Raw genomic sequence first — 12,731 nt, 5'->3', positions numbered from 1 at the left:
AAAGCGAAACATCCGGCCAAGCTCGGACCCGGCGTCCCTCATGTCACGGAGGGACGGTCGATCGACACGCGATCAGTTCGGGACGCGGGTCTCGATCAGGGTCCAGTTGGGATTGCGGGAGCGGGTGTTGCGCGCGAAGGTCCAGATATCGACCACCTCCAGCGGCTGTTCGGGATCGCCTTCGATCACGGCGCCGGTCTTGTCCCGCGTCACGTTGATCTGCTCGCTGACGAACTTGATCGTCACGAAAGCGGTCCTGCCCTCCATCCGGGCCTCGATCACGTCGGCGTCGCGGATGGCGACCACCTGGGTCTCCAGCGACTCGCCGGCGGCCTGCCGGGACCGGATGGCGGCGGCGAAGTTGTCATAGACATCGTCGCTCAGCAGCGGACGCAGGGTCGGCGTATCGCCATGGGCGAAGGCCGTCACGATCATCTCGAACGCGGCGCGGCCACCCTGGACGAAGGATTTCTCCTCGAAGGTCGGATCGGCGGTCTGGATGTGGGCGACCCCGGCCGCGAGCGAATAGGGCTCGTCCGGCGCCGGCGGAACGACATCGACGGGAGCGCGCCCCCGGTCGGCACCCCGGTCCACCCCGCGATCCGGCAGGGTCACCACGTTGTCTCCACCCTCCTGGCCTGTCCTGGGAGAGTACGGATTGGGACGCTGACGCTCCTCACCGTTGCGCCGGCCCAAAACGCCGCGCAGCCGATACACCAGAAAGGCCGCGATCATGGCGAAAATCAGGATATCGATGAAATAAAACCCCTCGCCCATTGAACATGTCCTGGTCGGTTCGCCCTAGACCGTCAGCCGGGCGTGTATTAACTGTACCGCGTGAAGAGCGTATGTGTACGGTGTCAGCCGAACGCCTGTACGGGTATCCTGTACCGGTTTCGACAAACGCCTCTTTTCGTAGATAGGCCGTTACCCTGGAAAGAGCAAGGACACGCATGTACATCCTACTCGCAATCATCCTGCTTCCGATCATCGAAATTGCCGTGTTCATCAAGGTTGGTGGCCTGATCGGATTGTGGCAGACCCTTGCGTTGATCCTCCTGACCGCCTTCGGAGGTATCGCCTTGCTCCGCCATCAGGGATTCGCGGTGGCCCAGCGGGCCCGCGAGAGCCTGGCCCGCAACGAACCGCCGGTGGCCGAGGTGTTCGACGGCTTCTGCCTGGTCGCCGCCGGCGTCCTGCTGCTGACCCCGGGTTTCGTCACCGACGTCTTCGGAGCGCTGCTGTTCATCCCGGCCTTCCGCCGTTTCCTCCGCGGGCGAATGGTCGGAGTCCTGCGGAAGCGGGGCGAGATGCGGGTCTTCGTGGATGGCGCGGAGGTCGGCCCCGGCGGCCCGTTCAGCCGGGGCTCCAGGCCGCCCCCCGGCGTGATCGACGCGGAATTCCGGGACGTGACGCCCGATGAGTCCGGCCCTGGCGCTTCCAACCCTGGCGCTGGACCCACCACGGACCTGCCGCCGCCCGACAGCCGCTGGCGTCCTCCCCACAATCGCTAAGTCCCACACGTCAAATCCCGCAGCCGATAAGCAGAACGATGATCCTGATCCGCCACGGCCAGTCCGAATTCAACGCCGCCTTCGCGATCGAACGGGTCGACCCCGGCTTGGTCGATCCCGGCCTGACCGACCTTGGCCGCACCCAGGCGCTCGCCGCCGCGACGGAGCTGTCGGAGCGCGGGCTGAGACGCCTGATCGCCAGCCCCTACACGCGCGCCCTCCAGACCGCGTCGATCATCGCGGAGATCCTGGAACTGCCGATCGAGGTCCAGCCAATCCTGGGCGAGCACGCGTTCTTCATGTGCGACATCGGGTCGCCCCGATCGGAGTTGGAGAAGCGCTGGCCCCATCTGGAGTTCGACCATGTGCCGGAGATCTGGTGGCCGGAGCGGGAGGACAGCGAGGATGGCGTCACGATGCGCGCCGCCGAGTTCCGCGCCATCGCGGCCGGGATGGATGACGCCGCCCATGTCGGCGTGGTCAGCCATTGGGGCTTCATCCGCGCCATGACCGGGCAGGAAGTCACCAACTGCGCCCTGGTCGAGTTCAACCCCAAATCGGACCCGGCGCCGGACTTCGCCAAAATCAAGCCTTGACGAGACGGGTTCCCGGCGGCCGGTCGGCGAATCCAGTGTGACGCGCCGTTGTGGACAGCCGGGTTTCCGTGCTAGCCACAGCGGCAACAAAACGCGCCCAAACACAGGAGCCCACCATGTCCGACCAGAACGGCGCCGACCAGACCCGCCCGACCCCGACCGCCCTGCCGATCGTCATCAACGCCCAATACGTCAAGGATTTCTCGTTCGAGAACCCGAACGCGCCGCAGACCCTGCTGCCCGGCCAGCCGGCCCCGCAGGTTTCGGTCGGCGTCGATGTCCGCAGCCAGCAAGTCGGCGACACGCTTTACGAGGTCGTCCTCGAGATGCGCTGCGAGGCCAAGGTCGGCGAGAACACCGCCTTCCTGGTCGAGCTGTCCTATGCCGGCCTGATGACGCTGCAGGGACTCGCGGACGAGCATATCCGCCCGGTGCTGCTGATCGAGGGTCCCCGCCTGCTGTTCCCGTTCGCCCGCGCGATCATCGCCGACGCCACCCGCGATGGTGGCTATCCGCCGCTGATGATCAACCCGATCGACTTCAGCGACCTGTACCGCCGCCAGACCGCCCCGACCTCGACCACCGCCTGATCACCAAGGGATCGCCGGTCTGGATCAAGTATCCACCGGCGAACATCCGAAAATAAAAAAGCCTTCGCCTCCTCCTGACGGAGAGAGGCGAAGGCTTTTTTAGTTTGACTGCGAACCGTCTACTGGTTCATCGAGTCGAAGAACTCGGAATTGCTCTTGGTGTGCTTCAGCTTGTCCAACAGGAAATCGACCGAGTCGGTCACACCCATCGGCATCAGGATGCGGCGCAGGACCCACATCTTGGAGATGGTGCCCTTGTCGACCAGCAGCTCCTCCTTGCGGGTGCCCGACTTGGTGATGTCGATCGCCGGGAAGGTCCGCTTGTCGCTGATCTTGCGGTCCAGGATGATCTCGGAGTTGCCGGTACCCTTGAACTCCTCGAAGATCACCTCGTCCATGCGCGATCCGGTGTCGATCAGCGCGGTGGCGATGATGGTCAGCGAGCCGCCTTCCTCGATGTTGCGGGCGGCGCCGAAGAAGCGCTTGGGACGCTGCAGCGCGTTGGCGTCGACACCGCCGGTCAGCACCTTGCCGGAGCTGGGGACGACCGTGTTGTAGGCGCGCGCCAAGCGGGTGATGCTGTCCAGCAGGATGACGACGTCGCGCTTGTGCTCGACCAGCCGCTTGGCCTTCTCGATCACCATCTCGGCGACCTGGACGTGACGGGCAGCCGGCTCGTCGAAGGTGGAGCTGACGACCTCGCCGCGCACGCTGCGGGCCATGTCGGTCACTTCCTCGGGCCGCTCGTCGATCAGCAGGACAATCAGATACACCTCGGGGTGATTCTGCGCGATCGAGTGGGCGATGTTCTGGAGCATCACCGTCTTGCCGGTGCGCGGCGGCGCCACGACCAGAGCGCGCTGCCCCTTGCCCAGGGGAACCACCAGATCGATGATCCGGCCGGTGAAGTTCTTCTTGGTCGGATCCTCGATTTCCATATTCAGCCGCTCCTCCGGATAGAGCGGGGTCAGGTTGTCGAAGTTGATCCGATGCCGGACCTTGTCCGGGCTGTCGAAATTGATCGTGTTGACCTTGAGCAGCGCGAAATAGCGCTCGCCATCCTTGGGTGCCCGGATCTGGCCCTCGACCGTGTCGCCGGTGCGCAGGCCGAAGCGCCGCACCTGGCTTGGACTGACATAGATGTCGTCCGGACCGGGAAGGTAATTGGATTCCGGCGAGCGGAGGAAGCCGAAGCCGTCCTGGAGGATCTCCAGCACACCATCACCGAAGATCGGCACCTCGTTCTCGGCGAGCTGCTTCAGGATGGCGAACATCATGTCCTGCTTGCGCAAGGTACTGGCGTTCTCGATCTGCAATTCTTCAGCGAACGCCAATAGCTCGGCAGGCGTCTTACATTTCAACTCTTGGAGGTTCATCGGGAGCCTGTGGGGGACGGAAGCGGCATTTGCATGCCGGGCGCGGAGGGAAATAGGCGGCGCGGCTGAGAGAGGCTATCGGCCGTCGGAGCATCCCCGGGAGGGGCGCTCGAGAATATGATGGAATTCTCGGGATTGGGCCGTCTGATGAGAAGATAGTTATACGAGCCGGATTGACAAGTCAAACGAAACCGGAACTGTACCGAAGCGCTATATCCGAGGATAGGCCACCTGTATGCGCGCCCATACGTCTGGCTGTCGCTGCGGCCAGTTGTCGCTGCGGGCTCCACTCCCCACAATGATCCTCGCGAATCCCCTGGTCGGAACACAACTCGGGATCAGGGTCAACAGGGGGTGGGGACATCATGACCGTCATGGGAAGACCGGCGACGGCCGGCATCGGCGATGATCGCGAGGGCGCCGACACCGACGTGGATGTGTCCTGGCACGCCGTCGATGCCAGCGAGGCCCTGGTCCGATTGGGCACCGGCGAAGGCGGCCTCGGTGGACGGGAAGCCGCCGTCAGGCTGGCGAGGCATGGTCCCAATCGGCTGACGCCGCCGGCCCGTCGCGGCCCCCTGGCGCGGTTCCTGGCGCAGTTCAACAACATCCTGATCCTGGTCCTCGTCGCGGCGGCCATCGTCAGTGCCGCCCTGGGCGAGGTGGTCGACGCCGCCGTCATCGTGGGTGTGGTGGTGATCAACGCCCTGATCGGCTTCATCCAGGAGGGCAAGGCGGAACAGGCGCTGAACGCCATCCGCGACATGCTGTCGCTCAACGCCACGGTGATCCGCGACGGCGAACGCGCGACCATCCCGGCCGAGGATCTCGTCCCCGGCGACCTGGTCCTGCTCTGCTCGGGCGACAAGGTGCCGGCCGACCTGCGCCTGATCGCCGTCCGCAACCTCCAGATCCAGGAGTCGGCGCTGACCGGCGAATCGGTGCCGGTGGTCAAGTCGATCGAACCGGTGGCGGCCGATTCTAGCTTGGGGGACAGGACGCCGTCGGCGTTCTCCGGCACGCTGGTCACGGTGGGGCAGGGCACGGGGCTTGTGATCGGCACGGGTGACGGGACGGAGATCGGCCGGATCAGCACCCTGATCGCCGGCGTCGAGACGCTGACCACGCCGCTGCTGGCCCAGATGGCCACGTTCGGCCGTTGGCTGACCTTCGGCATCCTGGCGCTGGCGGCGTTGGCCTTCGCCGTCGGCGTCTGGCTCCGGAGTTTCGCGGTCACCGAGATGTTCATGGCGGCGGTCGGCATCGCGGTGGCGGCCATACCGGAGGGTTTGCCCGCCGTCATGACGATCACGATGGCGATCGGCGTCACCCGCATGGCGCGGCGCAACGCGATCATACGCCGCCTGCCCGCCGTGGAGACGCTGGGGGCCGTCAGCGTGATCTGCTCCGACAAGACCGGCACCCTGACGCGCAACGAGCTGACCGTGCGCGACGTCATGACCGCCGACGGCGCCTACGAGGTCGACGGCACCGGCTACGAGCCGGTTGGTTCCTTCAAGGTGAGCGGCGCCGTCACTAATCCCACCGACGACCCGGTGCTGATGGATTTGGCCCGCGCCGCGCTGCTTTGCAACGACGCCGCCATCTTGAAACAGGACGGCCTTAACCAGGACGGCGGGTGGCGGCTGGAGGGCGATCCGACCGACGGCGCCCTCGTGACGCTGGCGCTGAAGGCCGGTCTGGATCGCGGGACGGAGAACCACGCGGCACCCCGGCTCGACGTGATCCCCTTCGAATCGGACCACAAGTTCATGGCGACGCTGCATGGCGGCGCCGACGGAGCCCGGCGCTTCCTGGTCAAGGGCGCCCCGGAGCGGGTGATCGAGATGTCGGCGCTGGAACGGCGCGGGAACGGCGACGCCCCGATCGACGCCGCCGAGTGGCATCGGAGGATCGAGACCATGGCGACGCGCGGCCAGCGCGTGCTCGCCATCGCCGAGCGGGCCGCGACCCCGGACCAATCGACGCTGGGCTTCGAGGATGTCACCAGCGGCCTGATCCTGCTGGGACTGGTCGGGCTGATCGACCCGCCACGCCAGGAGGCGATCGAGGCGGTCAGGGACTGCGCCGCCGCCGGCATCCAGGTCAAGATGATCACCGGAGACCACGCGCTGACGGCGGGCGCCATAGGCTCCGCCTTCGGCCTGGGCGGCGGTCCGGTGCTGACCGGGCGCGACCTCGACCGGCTCGACGACGGGGAGTTCCGGGAAGCGGCCTTGGCCACCGACATCTTCGCCCGCACCACGCCCGAGCATAAGCTGCGGCTGGTCGAGGCCCTCCAGTCGACAGGCGCCACCATCGCCATGACGGGCGACGGCGTCAACGACGCGCCGGCCCTCAAACGCGCCGATGTCGGAATCGCCATGGGCAACAAGGGGACCGAGGCCGCCAAGGAGGCCGCCGCCATGGTGTTGGCCGACGACAACTTCGCCTCGATCGCCCGCGCCGTGGCGGAGGGCCGGACGGTCTACGACAACCTGCGGAAGACGGTGCTGTTCCTGCTGCCGACCAACGCGGCGCAGGCGCTGATAATCCTGGTGGCGATCGTCGCCGGCACGGCGTTGCCGATCACCCCCGTGCAGATCCTGTGGGTCAACATGATCAGCGCCGTGACGCTGGGTCTGGCGCTGGCCTTCGAACCGGGCGAGCGGGACATCATGCGCCGGCCACCGCGGCCACCCCGCGAGGGCATCCTGACCGGCTACATGGTCTGGCGCATCCTGTTCGTCATGGTGCTGCTGATGGTGCCCGCCTTCGGGCTGTTCCTGTGGCTGGAGGCCAGCGGCGCCCCGCTGGAGCAGGCCCGCACCGTCGCGGTCAACTCGCTCGTGGTCGGCGAGATCTTCTACCTGTGGAACGCGCGGGCGATCATGAACCCGGTGATCAGCGCCGACGGCATCCTGGGCAGCCGCCCGGTCCTGATCTCGATCGCCCTATGCCTGGTTCTCCAGCTGGCCTTCACCTACCTGCCACCGATGCAGCGCCTGTTCGGCACCGCCGCCATCGACGCGGACGACTGGGCGATCCTGGCCGGTTTCGGGCTCGCGACGTTCCTGGTGGTCGAGGCCGAGAAGGCGGTGGCGTCGCGGATCAGGCGGCGGGGGATCGAACGGCGGCTTAGAAAGGCTTGACGATCACCAGGATGACGATGCCGATCATCAGCAGGGTCGGCACCTCGTTCATGACGCGGAAGAAGCGCTGGGGCCGCTGGTTGCGGTCCTCGGCGAACTTCCGGCGCCATCCCGCCATCATCATGTGGACGCCGGTCAGGCCGATGACCAGGGCCAGCTTGGCGTGGATCCAGCCCGACTGAAACCAGCCGGGGTTCAACGCCAGCATCCAGATGCCGAACACGTAGGACGCGATCATCGCCGGGTTCATGATGGCGCGCAGCAACCTGCGCTCCATCACCTTCAGCGTCTCGGACGTGGCCGACCCGGCGGCCGCCTCGCAGTGGTAGACGAACAGGCGCGGCAGGTACAGCAGCCCCGCCATCCAGGCGATGATGCTGATGACGTGGAGCGCCTTGACCCAATCGTACAGGTTTCCCATGGCCTACTCGGCGGCCATCGGCCGCTTGGGCTGGGTGGACGCCGTGGTCGGCGCCTGCCGGTTGTTCGCCTGACCGGCCCTCAGCGGGCAACCCTGGAAGCCATCGGGACAGATCCTACCACCCGCCTGGGAGCACATCGCGACCTCGCCCCCAACGGCTTGGCGCACAAGGCCGGCGAGACCCTGGATGAAGGCGTCCTCGACACCCACGGTCGGCACCCGGACGAAATGGGGAACCCCCTTCTCGTGGGCCAACTCGCGGTACTCGACCTCGATCTCGACCAGGGTTTCCGAATGTTCCGAGACGAAGGCGATCGGCACCACGACCAGGGGCACGCCGTCGGTCCCGGCCCGCTCGATCTCCGCGTCGGTCGAGGGCCCGATCCACTCCAGCGGTCCGACCCGGCTCTGATAGCAGCTGACCCAGTCGAGACCGGGGATGTCCAACTCGCGGACGATCGCCTCGGCGGTGCGTTCGCACTGCCACTGATACGGATCGCCGCCCTTGACCACCTTCTTCGGCAAGCCGTGGGACGAGAACAGAACGCGCGGCTTGCCATGGCCGGCGGCGCCCGCGTCCTCGATCCCCGCCCGGATCAGCTTGGCGGCCGATTTGATGAAGCCCGGCTCGGTCGGATAGCAGCAGACCGTCACCGTCGGCTTGTCGATCCCGGCGGCCTTGGCCGACTGGAACCAGACCTTCTCCGACGACGCGGTGGTGGTGGTCGAAAACTGGGGATAAAGCGGCAGCAGCACGATCCGGTCGGGATCGAACTCGCGCACCCGCTGGGCCGTCTCGTCGCTCATCGGATGCCAATAGCGCATCGCGATGAAGGTCCTGACCTGCCCAAGGTCGCCGAGCGCCGCTTGCAGCGCCTGTGCCTGCGCCTCGGTGTTCTCCAGCAACGGCGACTTGCCGCCCAGGATCTCGTAGATCTCACCCGCCGGCTTGGCCCGGCGCTTCGCCAGGAAGTGGGCGAGCGGCGTCCGGAACAACCCGGGAATGCGGAGAATCGCCGGGTCGTTGAACAGATTGAACAGGAAAGGCCGGACGGCCTCGCGGCTATCAGGGCCTCCAAGATTGAACAGGACGACTGCGATCTTTTCAGCGGCTATTTTCTGGCCGGTGATCTTCTGGGCGGCGGGTGTTTCGTTCGACATGGCGGTGAAGCTGGTTGCGATCCGTTGTTTTGTCCAGTCCTTAACGCGGCGGAAGCCCCAAAGGATCAGGCATCACTTAGATCGGGCCAGGATTTGACCAGTGCGGCAAGCTGTCCGACATGCTCGGGCGGTGTCGTCTGGACCACGCCATGGCCGAGATTGAAGACGAACGGCCCGCCGGAGAAGCCCTTCAGGATGCGAATCGCGGCTTCCCGCATCGCGTCGCCGCCGGCCACCACCATGATCGGGTCCAGATTGCCCTGGACCGGCAACACCGACTGAAGCTCGGCCGCCGCCCATTCCGGTGGCACCGTGGTGTCGAGGCCCAGCGCCGTGACGCCGGTCTCGACCGCGTATTCGCGGTACATCGGCCCGGCGCCACGCGGAAAGCCGATCACCGGGACACCGGGATGGCGCGCGGCCAGCAGCTCGACCAGCCGCTTGGTCGGCTCGATCACCCATTTGCGGAACTCGGGCGCCGGCAGCACCCCGGCCCAGCTGTCGAAGACCTGGACCGCCTCGGCCCCGGCCTCGATCTGGGCCGACAGGTAGTCGGCGGTGACCCGCACCAGCTGATCGATCAGCGCCGAGAATCCCTGGGGATCGCCATAGGCGAAGCTCTTGACATGGGCGTATTCCTTGGAGCCCCCACCCTCGACCATGTAGCAGGCGACGGTCCAGGGCGAACCCGCGAATCCGATCAGCGCGGTCGTCTCCGGAATCGCGGTCGAGAGCCGCCTCACGGTCTCGTACACCGGAGCCAGCCGCTCGTGGAAGGCGGCGGTCGAGAGCCGGCCCAACCCGGCGGCGGTCCGGATCGGATCGAGCTTGGGTCCCTCGCCCTCGACATAGTCCAGCTTCTGGCCGAGCGCGTAGGGCACCACCAGGATATCGGAAAACAGAATCGCGGCGTCCATGCCATAGCGGCGGAGCGGCTGGAGCGTCACCTCGACCGCCAGCTCGGGCGCGAAGCACAGATCCAGGAAGCTGCCGGCGTGCGCCCGGGTCTCCCGGTACTCCGGCAGATACCGGCCAGCCTGGCGCATCAGCCAGAAAGGCGGCCTGGTCAGGGTCTCCCCCTTGAGGGCGCGTATGAACAGCTTCCGCGAAGTTTCCAAGGTTTGAAATTCCATCTCGAAGGGGAGGGCTTGGAGGCGCCTCGGGGGGCGTTTCGTCGGCTTTATCCCCATTTAGGTCCAAGACCCTCTTCTATCCTGATTCTTTTTATAGAAGAAGGGTGGCTGTGGAGGATACCTGTGGAAACCGGTGATTACATTTAATCCCCACATTAGTCCACAGGCTGTGGGTAGTTGTTCCGAATCTGTGGGTCACCCTCGGAGCGTTTGAGCGATTCAGGCGTCGATGCTATAGACTCGAAAAGGTTGGGAGTCATGGGGATAACAAGGGTCCGACGGGGTCTATGCGCGACTCTCACGGCGATCCGTGGTTTTATCCGGAACGGGAGCTGAATCGCGGGACGCCGAGGCATAAGAGTCGCGATTCGGAGCTTTCCCGCCACCACCTTGGGTTATCCCCGGTAATCATCGAGATATACACAGGCTGATCCTTCGCATGAACTCAAGTCTGAAGCAGTTCCACCTGCATCTGGTGTCCGACGCGACGGGCGAGACGATCAACAGCGTCGCGCGCGCCTGCGTGGCCCAGTTCGACCAAGTCCAGCCGATCGAGCATTTCTGGAATTTGGTCCGCACGACGCGGCAGCTCGAAATGGTGATCGAGGGGATCAAGGATAATCCCGGCCTCGTGATGTTCACCCTGGTGGACGAGAAGCTGCGCCGCCGCCTGCAGGAGACCTGCCGCGAGCTCCAGGTGCCGTGCATCCCCGTGCTCGACCCGCTGATCAACGCGCTGGCGGCCTATCTCGGGTTGGAGAGCCAGAGCCAGCCGGGCCGCCAGCACATGCTGGACGCCGAGTATTTCGGCCGGATGGACGCGATGGATTTCGCGCTGGCCCATGACGATGGCCAGAGCACCTGGGACCTTCACGAGGCCGACGTGATCCTGATGGGCGTCTCGCGCACCTCGAAGACGCCCACGTGCATCTATCTGGCCAACCGCGGCATCAAGGCGGCCAACGTGCCGTTCGTGCCGGGCTGCCCGCTGCCGCCCGAGCTGTCGCAGGTCACCCGGCCGCTGATCGTAGGATTGACCAAGGACCCCGACCGCCTGATCCAGATCCGCCGCAACCGGTTGAAACTGCTCAACCAGACCGACGACACCAGCTATGTCGACCCGGAGATCGTCCGCCAGGAGGTGACCGAGGCGAGGCGGCTCTACAGCAAGCACGGCTGGGCGGTGATCGACGTCAGCCGCCGCTCGATCGAGGAGACCGCCGCCGAGATCATGATGCTGCTGGCCCGCCGCCAGACCGGATCGCCGGCCGCCCGCGCCGTTCTGGAGAGGGAAAAGGAAAATCCATGACGGAGCCGACGCCTCCCGTTCCCTCCGCTCTCATGAAGTCCGAAATCCCGGTCGTGCTGGCCTCGGCCTCCCAAGCCAGGCGCGCCATGCTGGAAAACGCCGGCGTCGCCGTCATCGCGCAACCCGCCGCGGTGGACGAGGAGGAGATCAAGCACAGCTTCGCCGCCGCCGGCTTCAAGGCCGAGGAGGCGGCGGAGGCGCTGGCCGAGCTGAAGGCGACCAGGGTCGCCAGCCGGCTGCCGGGCGTGCTGGTGCTGGGCGCCGACCAGATGCTCGACCACGACGGCTCCTGGTTCGACAAGCCGGCCGATCGCGCGGAGGCGAAGCGCCACCTCCAGGCGCTGCGTGGCGGGAAGCACAGGCTGGTCTCGTCGGTGGTGGCCGTCATGAACGGCCAGCGCCAGTGGCACCACACCGACAGCGCCACCCTGACCATGCGCCAGTTCAGCGACGACTTCATCGACCGCTACCTTGACGAGATGGGCGACGCCGTGCTGACCTCGGTCGGCGCCTATCAGCTCGAAGGGTTGGGCAGCCAGCTGTTCAACCGAATCGAGGGCGATTACTTCACCATCCTCGGCATGCCCCTGCTGCCGGTGCTCGACTATCTGCGACAGAGGCGGATCCTGGTATCATGATCCTGACGGCGAAGGCGGCGGTGGCCGGTGTCATGGGATGGCCGGTCGGCCATTCCCGCTCGCCCCGGCTGCACGGCTGGTGGCTCGACCACCACGGCATCGACGGCGCCTACATCCCCCTCGCGGTGCCGCCCGACCGGATCACCGAGGCGATCCGCGCCTTGCCGGCCCTTGGCCTGCGCGGCGCCAACGTCACCGTCCCCCACAAGGAGGCGGCGCTGCGGGCCTGCGACCACGTCGATCCCGTGGCGCGCCGCGTCGGTGCCGTCAATACGCTGGTGGTTGGTGCTGACGGTTCGATCGAGGGCCGCAACACCGACGGTTTCGGCTTCATGGCGAACCTGACGGCGGACCGGCCGGACTGGCGCGCCGCCAGCGGCCCGGCCGTGGTGCTGGGCGCTGGCGGAGCCGCCCGAGCCATCCTGGTGGCTCTGGCCGACGCCGGAGCCCCGGAGATCCGCCTGCTGAACCGAACCGCCAGCCGCGCCGAAGGACTGGCGGCCGAGTTGGGCGGCCCGATCAAGGTTATACCCTGGGAGGACCGCGCGGCGGCGCTGGCCGAGGCGGCGCTGGTCGTCAACACCACCACCCAGGGGATGGGGGGCCAGCCGGCGCTGGACCTGGCGCTGGACCGCCTGCCGCCCTCGGCCCTCGTCACCGACATCGTCTACACGCCGCTCCACACGCCCCTGCTGACGGCGGCGGCCGAGCGCGGCAACCCGGTGGTCGATGGGCTCGGCATGCTGCTGCACCAGGCGCGCCCCGGATTCGAGGCGTGGTTCGGCCGGATGCCGGAGGTGACGCCGGAGCTGCGCCGCTTCGTCCTGGAAAGCCTCTAGCC

At 66.5% G+C, this 12,731-nt stretch carries 12 protein-coding genes; 7 read left to right on the top strand and 5 right to left on the bottom strand.

Annotation, left to right across the window (positions count from 1 at the left end; translation table 11 throughout):
- Nucleotides 1-72: 72 nt before the first annotated feature.
- A complete protein-coding gene (locus N825_RS12100; RefSeq protein WP_037451529.1) occupies nucleotides 73-777 on the bottom strand; it encodes a Tim44/TimA family putative adaptor protein in 705 nt (234 codons plus the stop codon).
- Nucleotides 778-953: 176 nt separating this feature from the next.
- Between N825_RS12100 and N825_RS36460 the strand changes: the two genes are divergently transcribed.
- The 3 genes from N825_RS36460 (at nucleotide 954) to secB (ending at nucleotide 2,700) form a co-directional block, all read left to right on the top strand.
- A complete protein-coding gene (locus tag N825_RS36460) occupies nucleotides 954-1,514 on the top strand; it encodes an FxsA family protein (protein WP_051512133.1) in 561 nt (186 codons plus the stop codon).
- Nucleotides 1,515-1,552: 38 nt separating this feature from the next.
- On the top strand, nucleotides 1,553-2,110 hold the full coding sequence (locus N825_RS12090) for a histidine phosphatase family protein (RefSeq protein WP_037451526.1): 558 nt from the start codon (nucleotides 1,553-1,555) through the stop codon (nucleotides 2,108-2,110).
- A gap of 116 nt (nucleotides 2,111-2,226) precedes the next feature.
- Complete coding sequence (gene secB / locus N825_RS12085) at nucleotides 2,227-2,700, top strand: protein-export chaperone SecB (protein WP_037451522.1); 474 nt, start codon at nucleotides 2,227-2,229, stop codon at nucleotides 2,698-2,700.
- A 119-nt stretch (nucleotides 2,701-2,819) separates the two neighbouring features.
- On the opposite strand, the gene rho is transcribed toward secB, so the two are convergent.
- Nucleotides 2,820-4,076 carry a transcription termination factor Rho gene (rho, locus tag N825_RS12080; RefSeq protein ID WP_037451519.1) on the bottom strand — a complete coding sequence of 419 codons (1,257 nt, stop codon included), beginning with the start codon at nucleotides 4,074-4,076 and terminating at the stop codon, nucleotides 2,820-2,822.
- Nucleotides 4,077-4,441: 365 nt separating this feature from the next.
- Here rho and N825_RS12075 point away from each other — a divergent pair, with 365 nt between their 5' ends.
- Complete coding sequence (locus N825_RS12075; protein WP_245613088.1) at nucleotides 4,442-7,228, top strand: HAD-IC family P-type ATPase; 2,787 nt, start codon at nucleotides 4,442-4,444, stop codon at nucleotides 7,226-7,228.
- On the opposite strand, the gene hemJ is transcribed toward N825_RS12075, so the two are convergent.
- The 3 genes from hemJ to hemE all read right to left on the bottom strand — a co-directional run bounded on the left by hemJ (nucleotide 7,215) and on the right by hemE (nucleotide 9,943).
- Nucleotides 7,215-7,649, bottom strand: coding sequence for a protoporphyrinogen oxidase HemJ (gene hemJ, locus N825_RS12070; RefSeq protein WP_084164665.1), 435 nt, complete (start codon nucleotides 7,647-7,649; stop codon nucleotides 7,215-7,217). The two genes, N825_RS12075 and hemJ, sit on opposite strands and share 14 nt — an antisense overlap.
- Before the next feature lie 3 nt (nucleotides 7,650-7,652).
- A complete protein-coding gene (gene hemH, locus N825_RS12065; RefSeq protein ID WP_084164664.1) occupies nucleotides 7,653-8,810 on the bottom strand; it encodes a ferrochelatase in 1,158 nt (385 codons plus the stop codon).
- Nucleotides 8,811-8,875: 65 nt separating this feature from the next.
- The gene (hemE, locus tag N825_RS12060) at nucleotides 8,876-9,943 is read right to left on the bottom strand and encodes a uroporphyrinogen decarboxylase (RefSeq protein WP_157619131.1); all 1,068 of its coding nucleotides are present in this window, start codon (nucleotides 9,941-9,943) and stop codon (nucleotides 8,876-8,878) included.
- A gap of 451 nt (nucleotides 9,944-10,394) precedes the next feature.
- Between hemE and N825_RS12055 the strand changes: the two genes are divergently transcribed.
- The 3 genes from N825_RS12055 to N825_RS12045 are packed head-to-tail and all read left to right on the top strand — an operon-like array spanning nucleotide 10,395 to nucleotide 12,729.
- Entirely contained in the window at nucleotides 10,395-11,252 is an 858-nt protein-coding gene (locus tag N825_RS12055) for a pyruvate, water dikinase regulatory protein (protein WP_051512182.1), read from the top strand.
- Entirely contained in the window at nucleotides 11,249-11,890 is a 642-nt protein-coding gene (locus tag N825_RS12050; protein WP_245613087.1) for a Maf family protein, read from the top strand. The genes N825_RS12055 and N825_RS12050 overlap by 4 nt, the downstream gene beginning before the upstream one ends.
- Nucleotides 11,887-12,729 carry a shikimate dehydrogenase gene (locus N825_RS12045; protein WP_037451513.1) on the top strand — a complete coding sequence of 281 codons (843 nt, stop codon included), beginning with the start codon at nucleotides 11,887-11,889 and terminating at the stop codon, nucleotides 12,727-12,729. Before N825_RS12050 ends, N825_RS12045 begins: the two co-directional genes overlap by 4 nt.
- The last annotated feature ends 2 nt before the right edge of the window (nucleotides 12,730-12,731 follow it).

Origin of the sequence: Skermanella stibiiresistens SB22 (assembly GCF_000576635.1) — a bacterium.
Lineage (GTDB): Bacteria > Pseudomonadota > Alphaproteobacteria > Azospirillales > Azospirillaceae > Skermanella > Skermanella stibiiresistens.
The sequence above is the reverse complement of the archived record's forward strand: the minus strand, read 5'-3'. Positions and strand labels throughout refer to the sequence as shown.

What these genes read in the sequence shown, in the direction of transcription:
- N825_RS12100 (WP_037451529.1), bottom strand. Translation starts at nt 777, where the DNA reads ATGGGCGAGGGGTTTTATTTCATCGATATCCTGATTTTCGCCATGATC.
- secB (WP_037451522.1), top strand. Translation starts at nt 2,227, where the DNA reads ATGTCCGACCAGAACGGCGCCGACCAGACCCGCCCGACCCCGACCGCC.
- N825_RS12050 (WP_245613087.1), top strand. Translation starts at nt 11,249, where the DNA reads ATGACGGAGCCGACGCCTCCCGTTCCCTCCGCTCTCATGAAGTCCGAA.
- hemJ (WP_084164665.1), bottom strand. Translation starts at nt 7,649, where the DNA reads ATGGGAAACCTGTACGATTGGGTCAAGGCGCTCCACGTCATCAGCATC.
- hemE (WP_157619131.1), bottom strand. Translation starts at nt 9,943, where the DNA reads ATGGAATTTCAAACCTTGGAAACTTCGCGGAAGCTGTTCATACGCGCC.
- N825_RS12045 (WP_037451513.1), top strand. Translation starts at nt 11,887, where the DNA reads ATGATCCTGACGGCGAAGGCGGCGGTGGCCGGTGTCATGGGATGGCCG.
- rho (WP_037451519.1), bottom strand. Translation starts at nt 4,076, where the DNA reads ATGAACCTCCAAGAGTTGAAATGTAAGACGCCTGCCGAGCTATTGGCG.
- N825_RS12090 (WP_037451526.1), top strand. Translation starts at nt 1,553, where the DNA reads ATGATCCTGATCCGCCACGGCCAGTCCGAATTCAACGCCGCCTTCGCG.
- N825_RS36460 (WP_051512133.1), top strand. Translation starts at nt 954, where the DNA reads ATGTACATCCTACTCGCAATCATCCTGCTTCCGATCATCGAAATTGCC.
- hemH (WP_084164664.1), bottom strand. Translation starts at nt 8,810, where the DNA reads ATGTCGAACGAAACACCCGCCGCCCAGAAGATCACCGGCCAGAAAATA.
- N825_RS12075 (WP_245613088.1), top strand. Translation starts at nt 4,442, where the DNA reads ATGACCGTCATGGGAAGACCGGCGACGGCCGGCATCGGCGATGATCGC.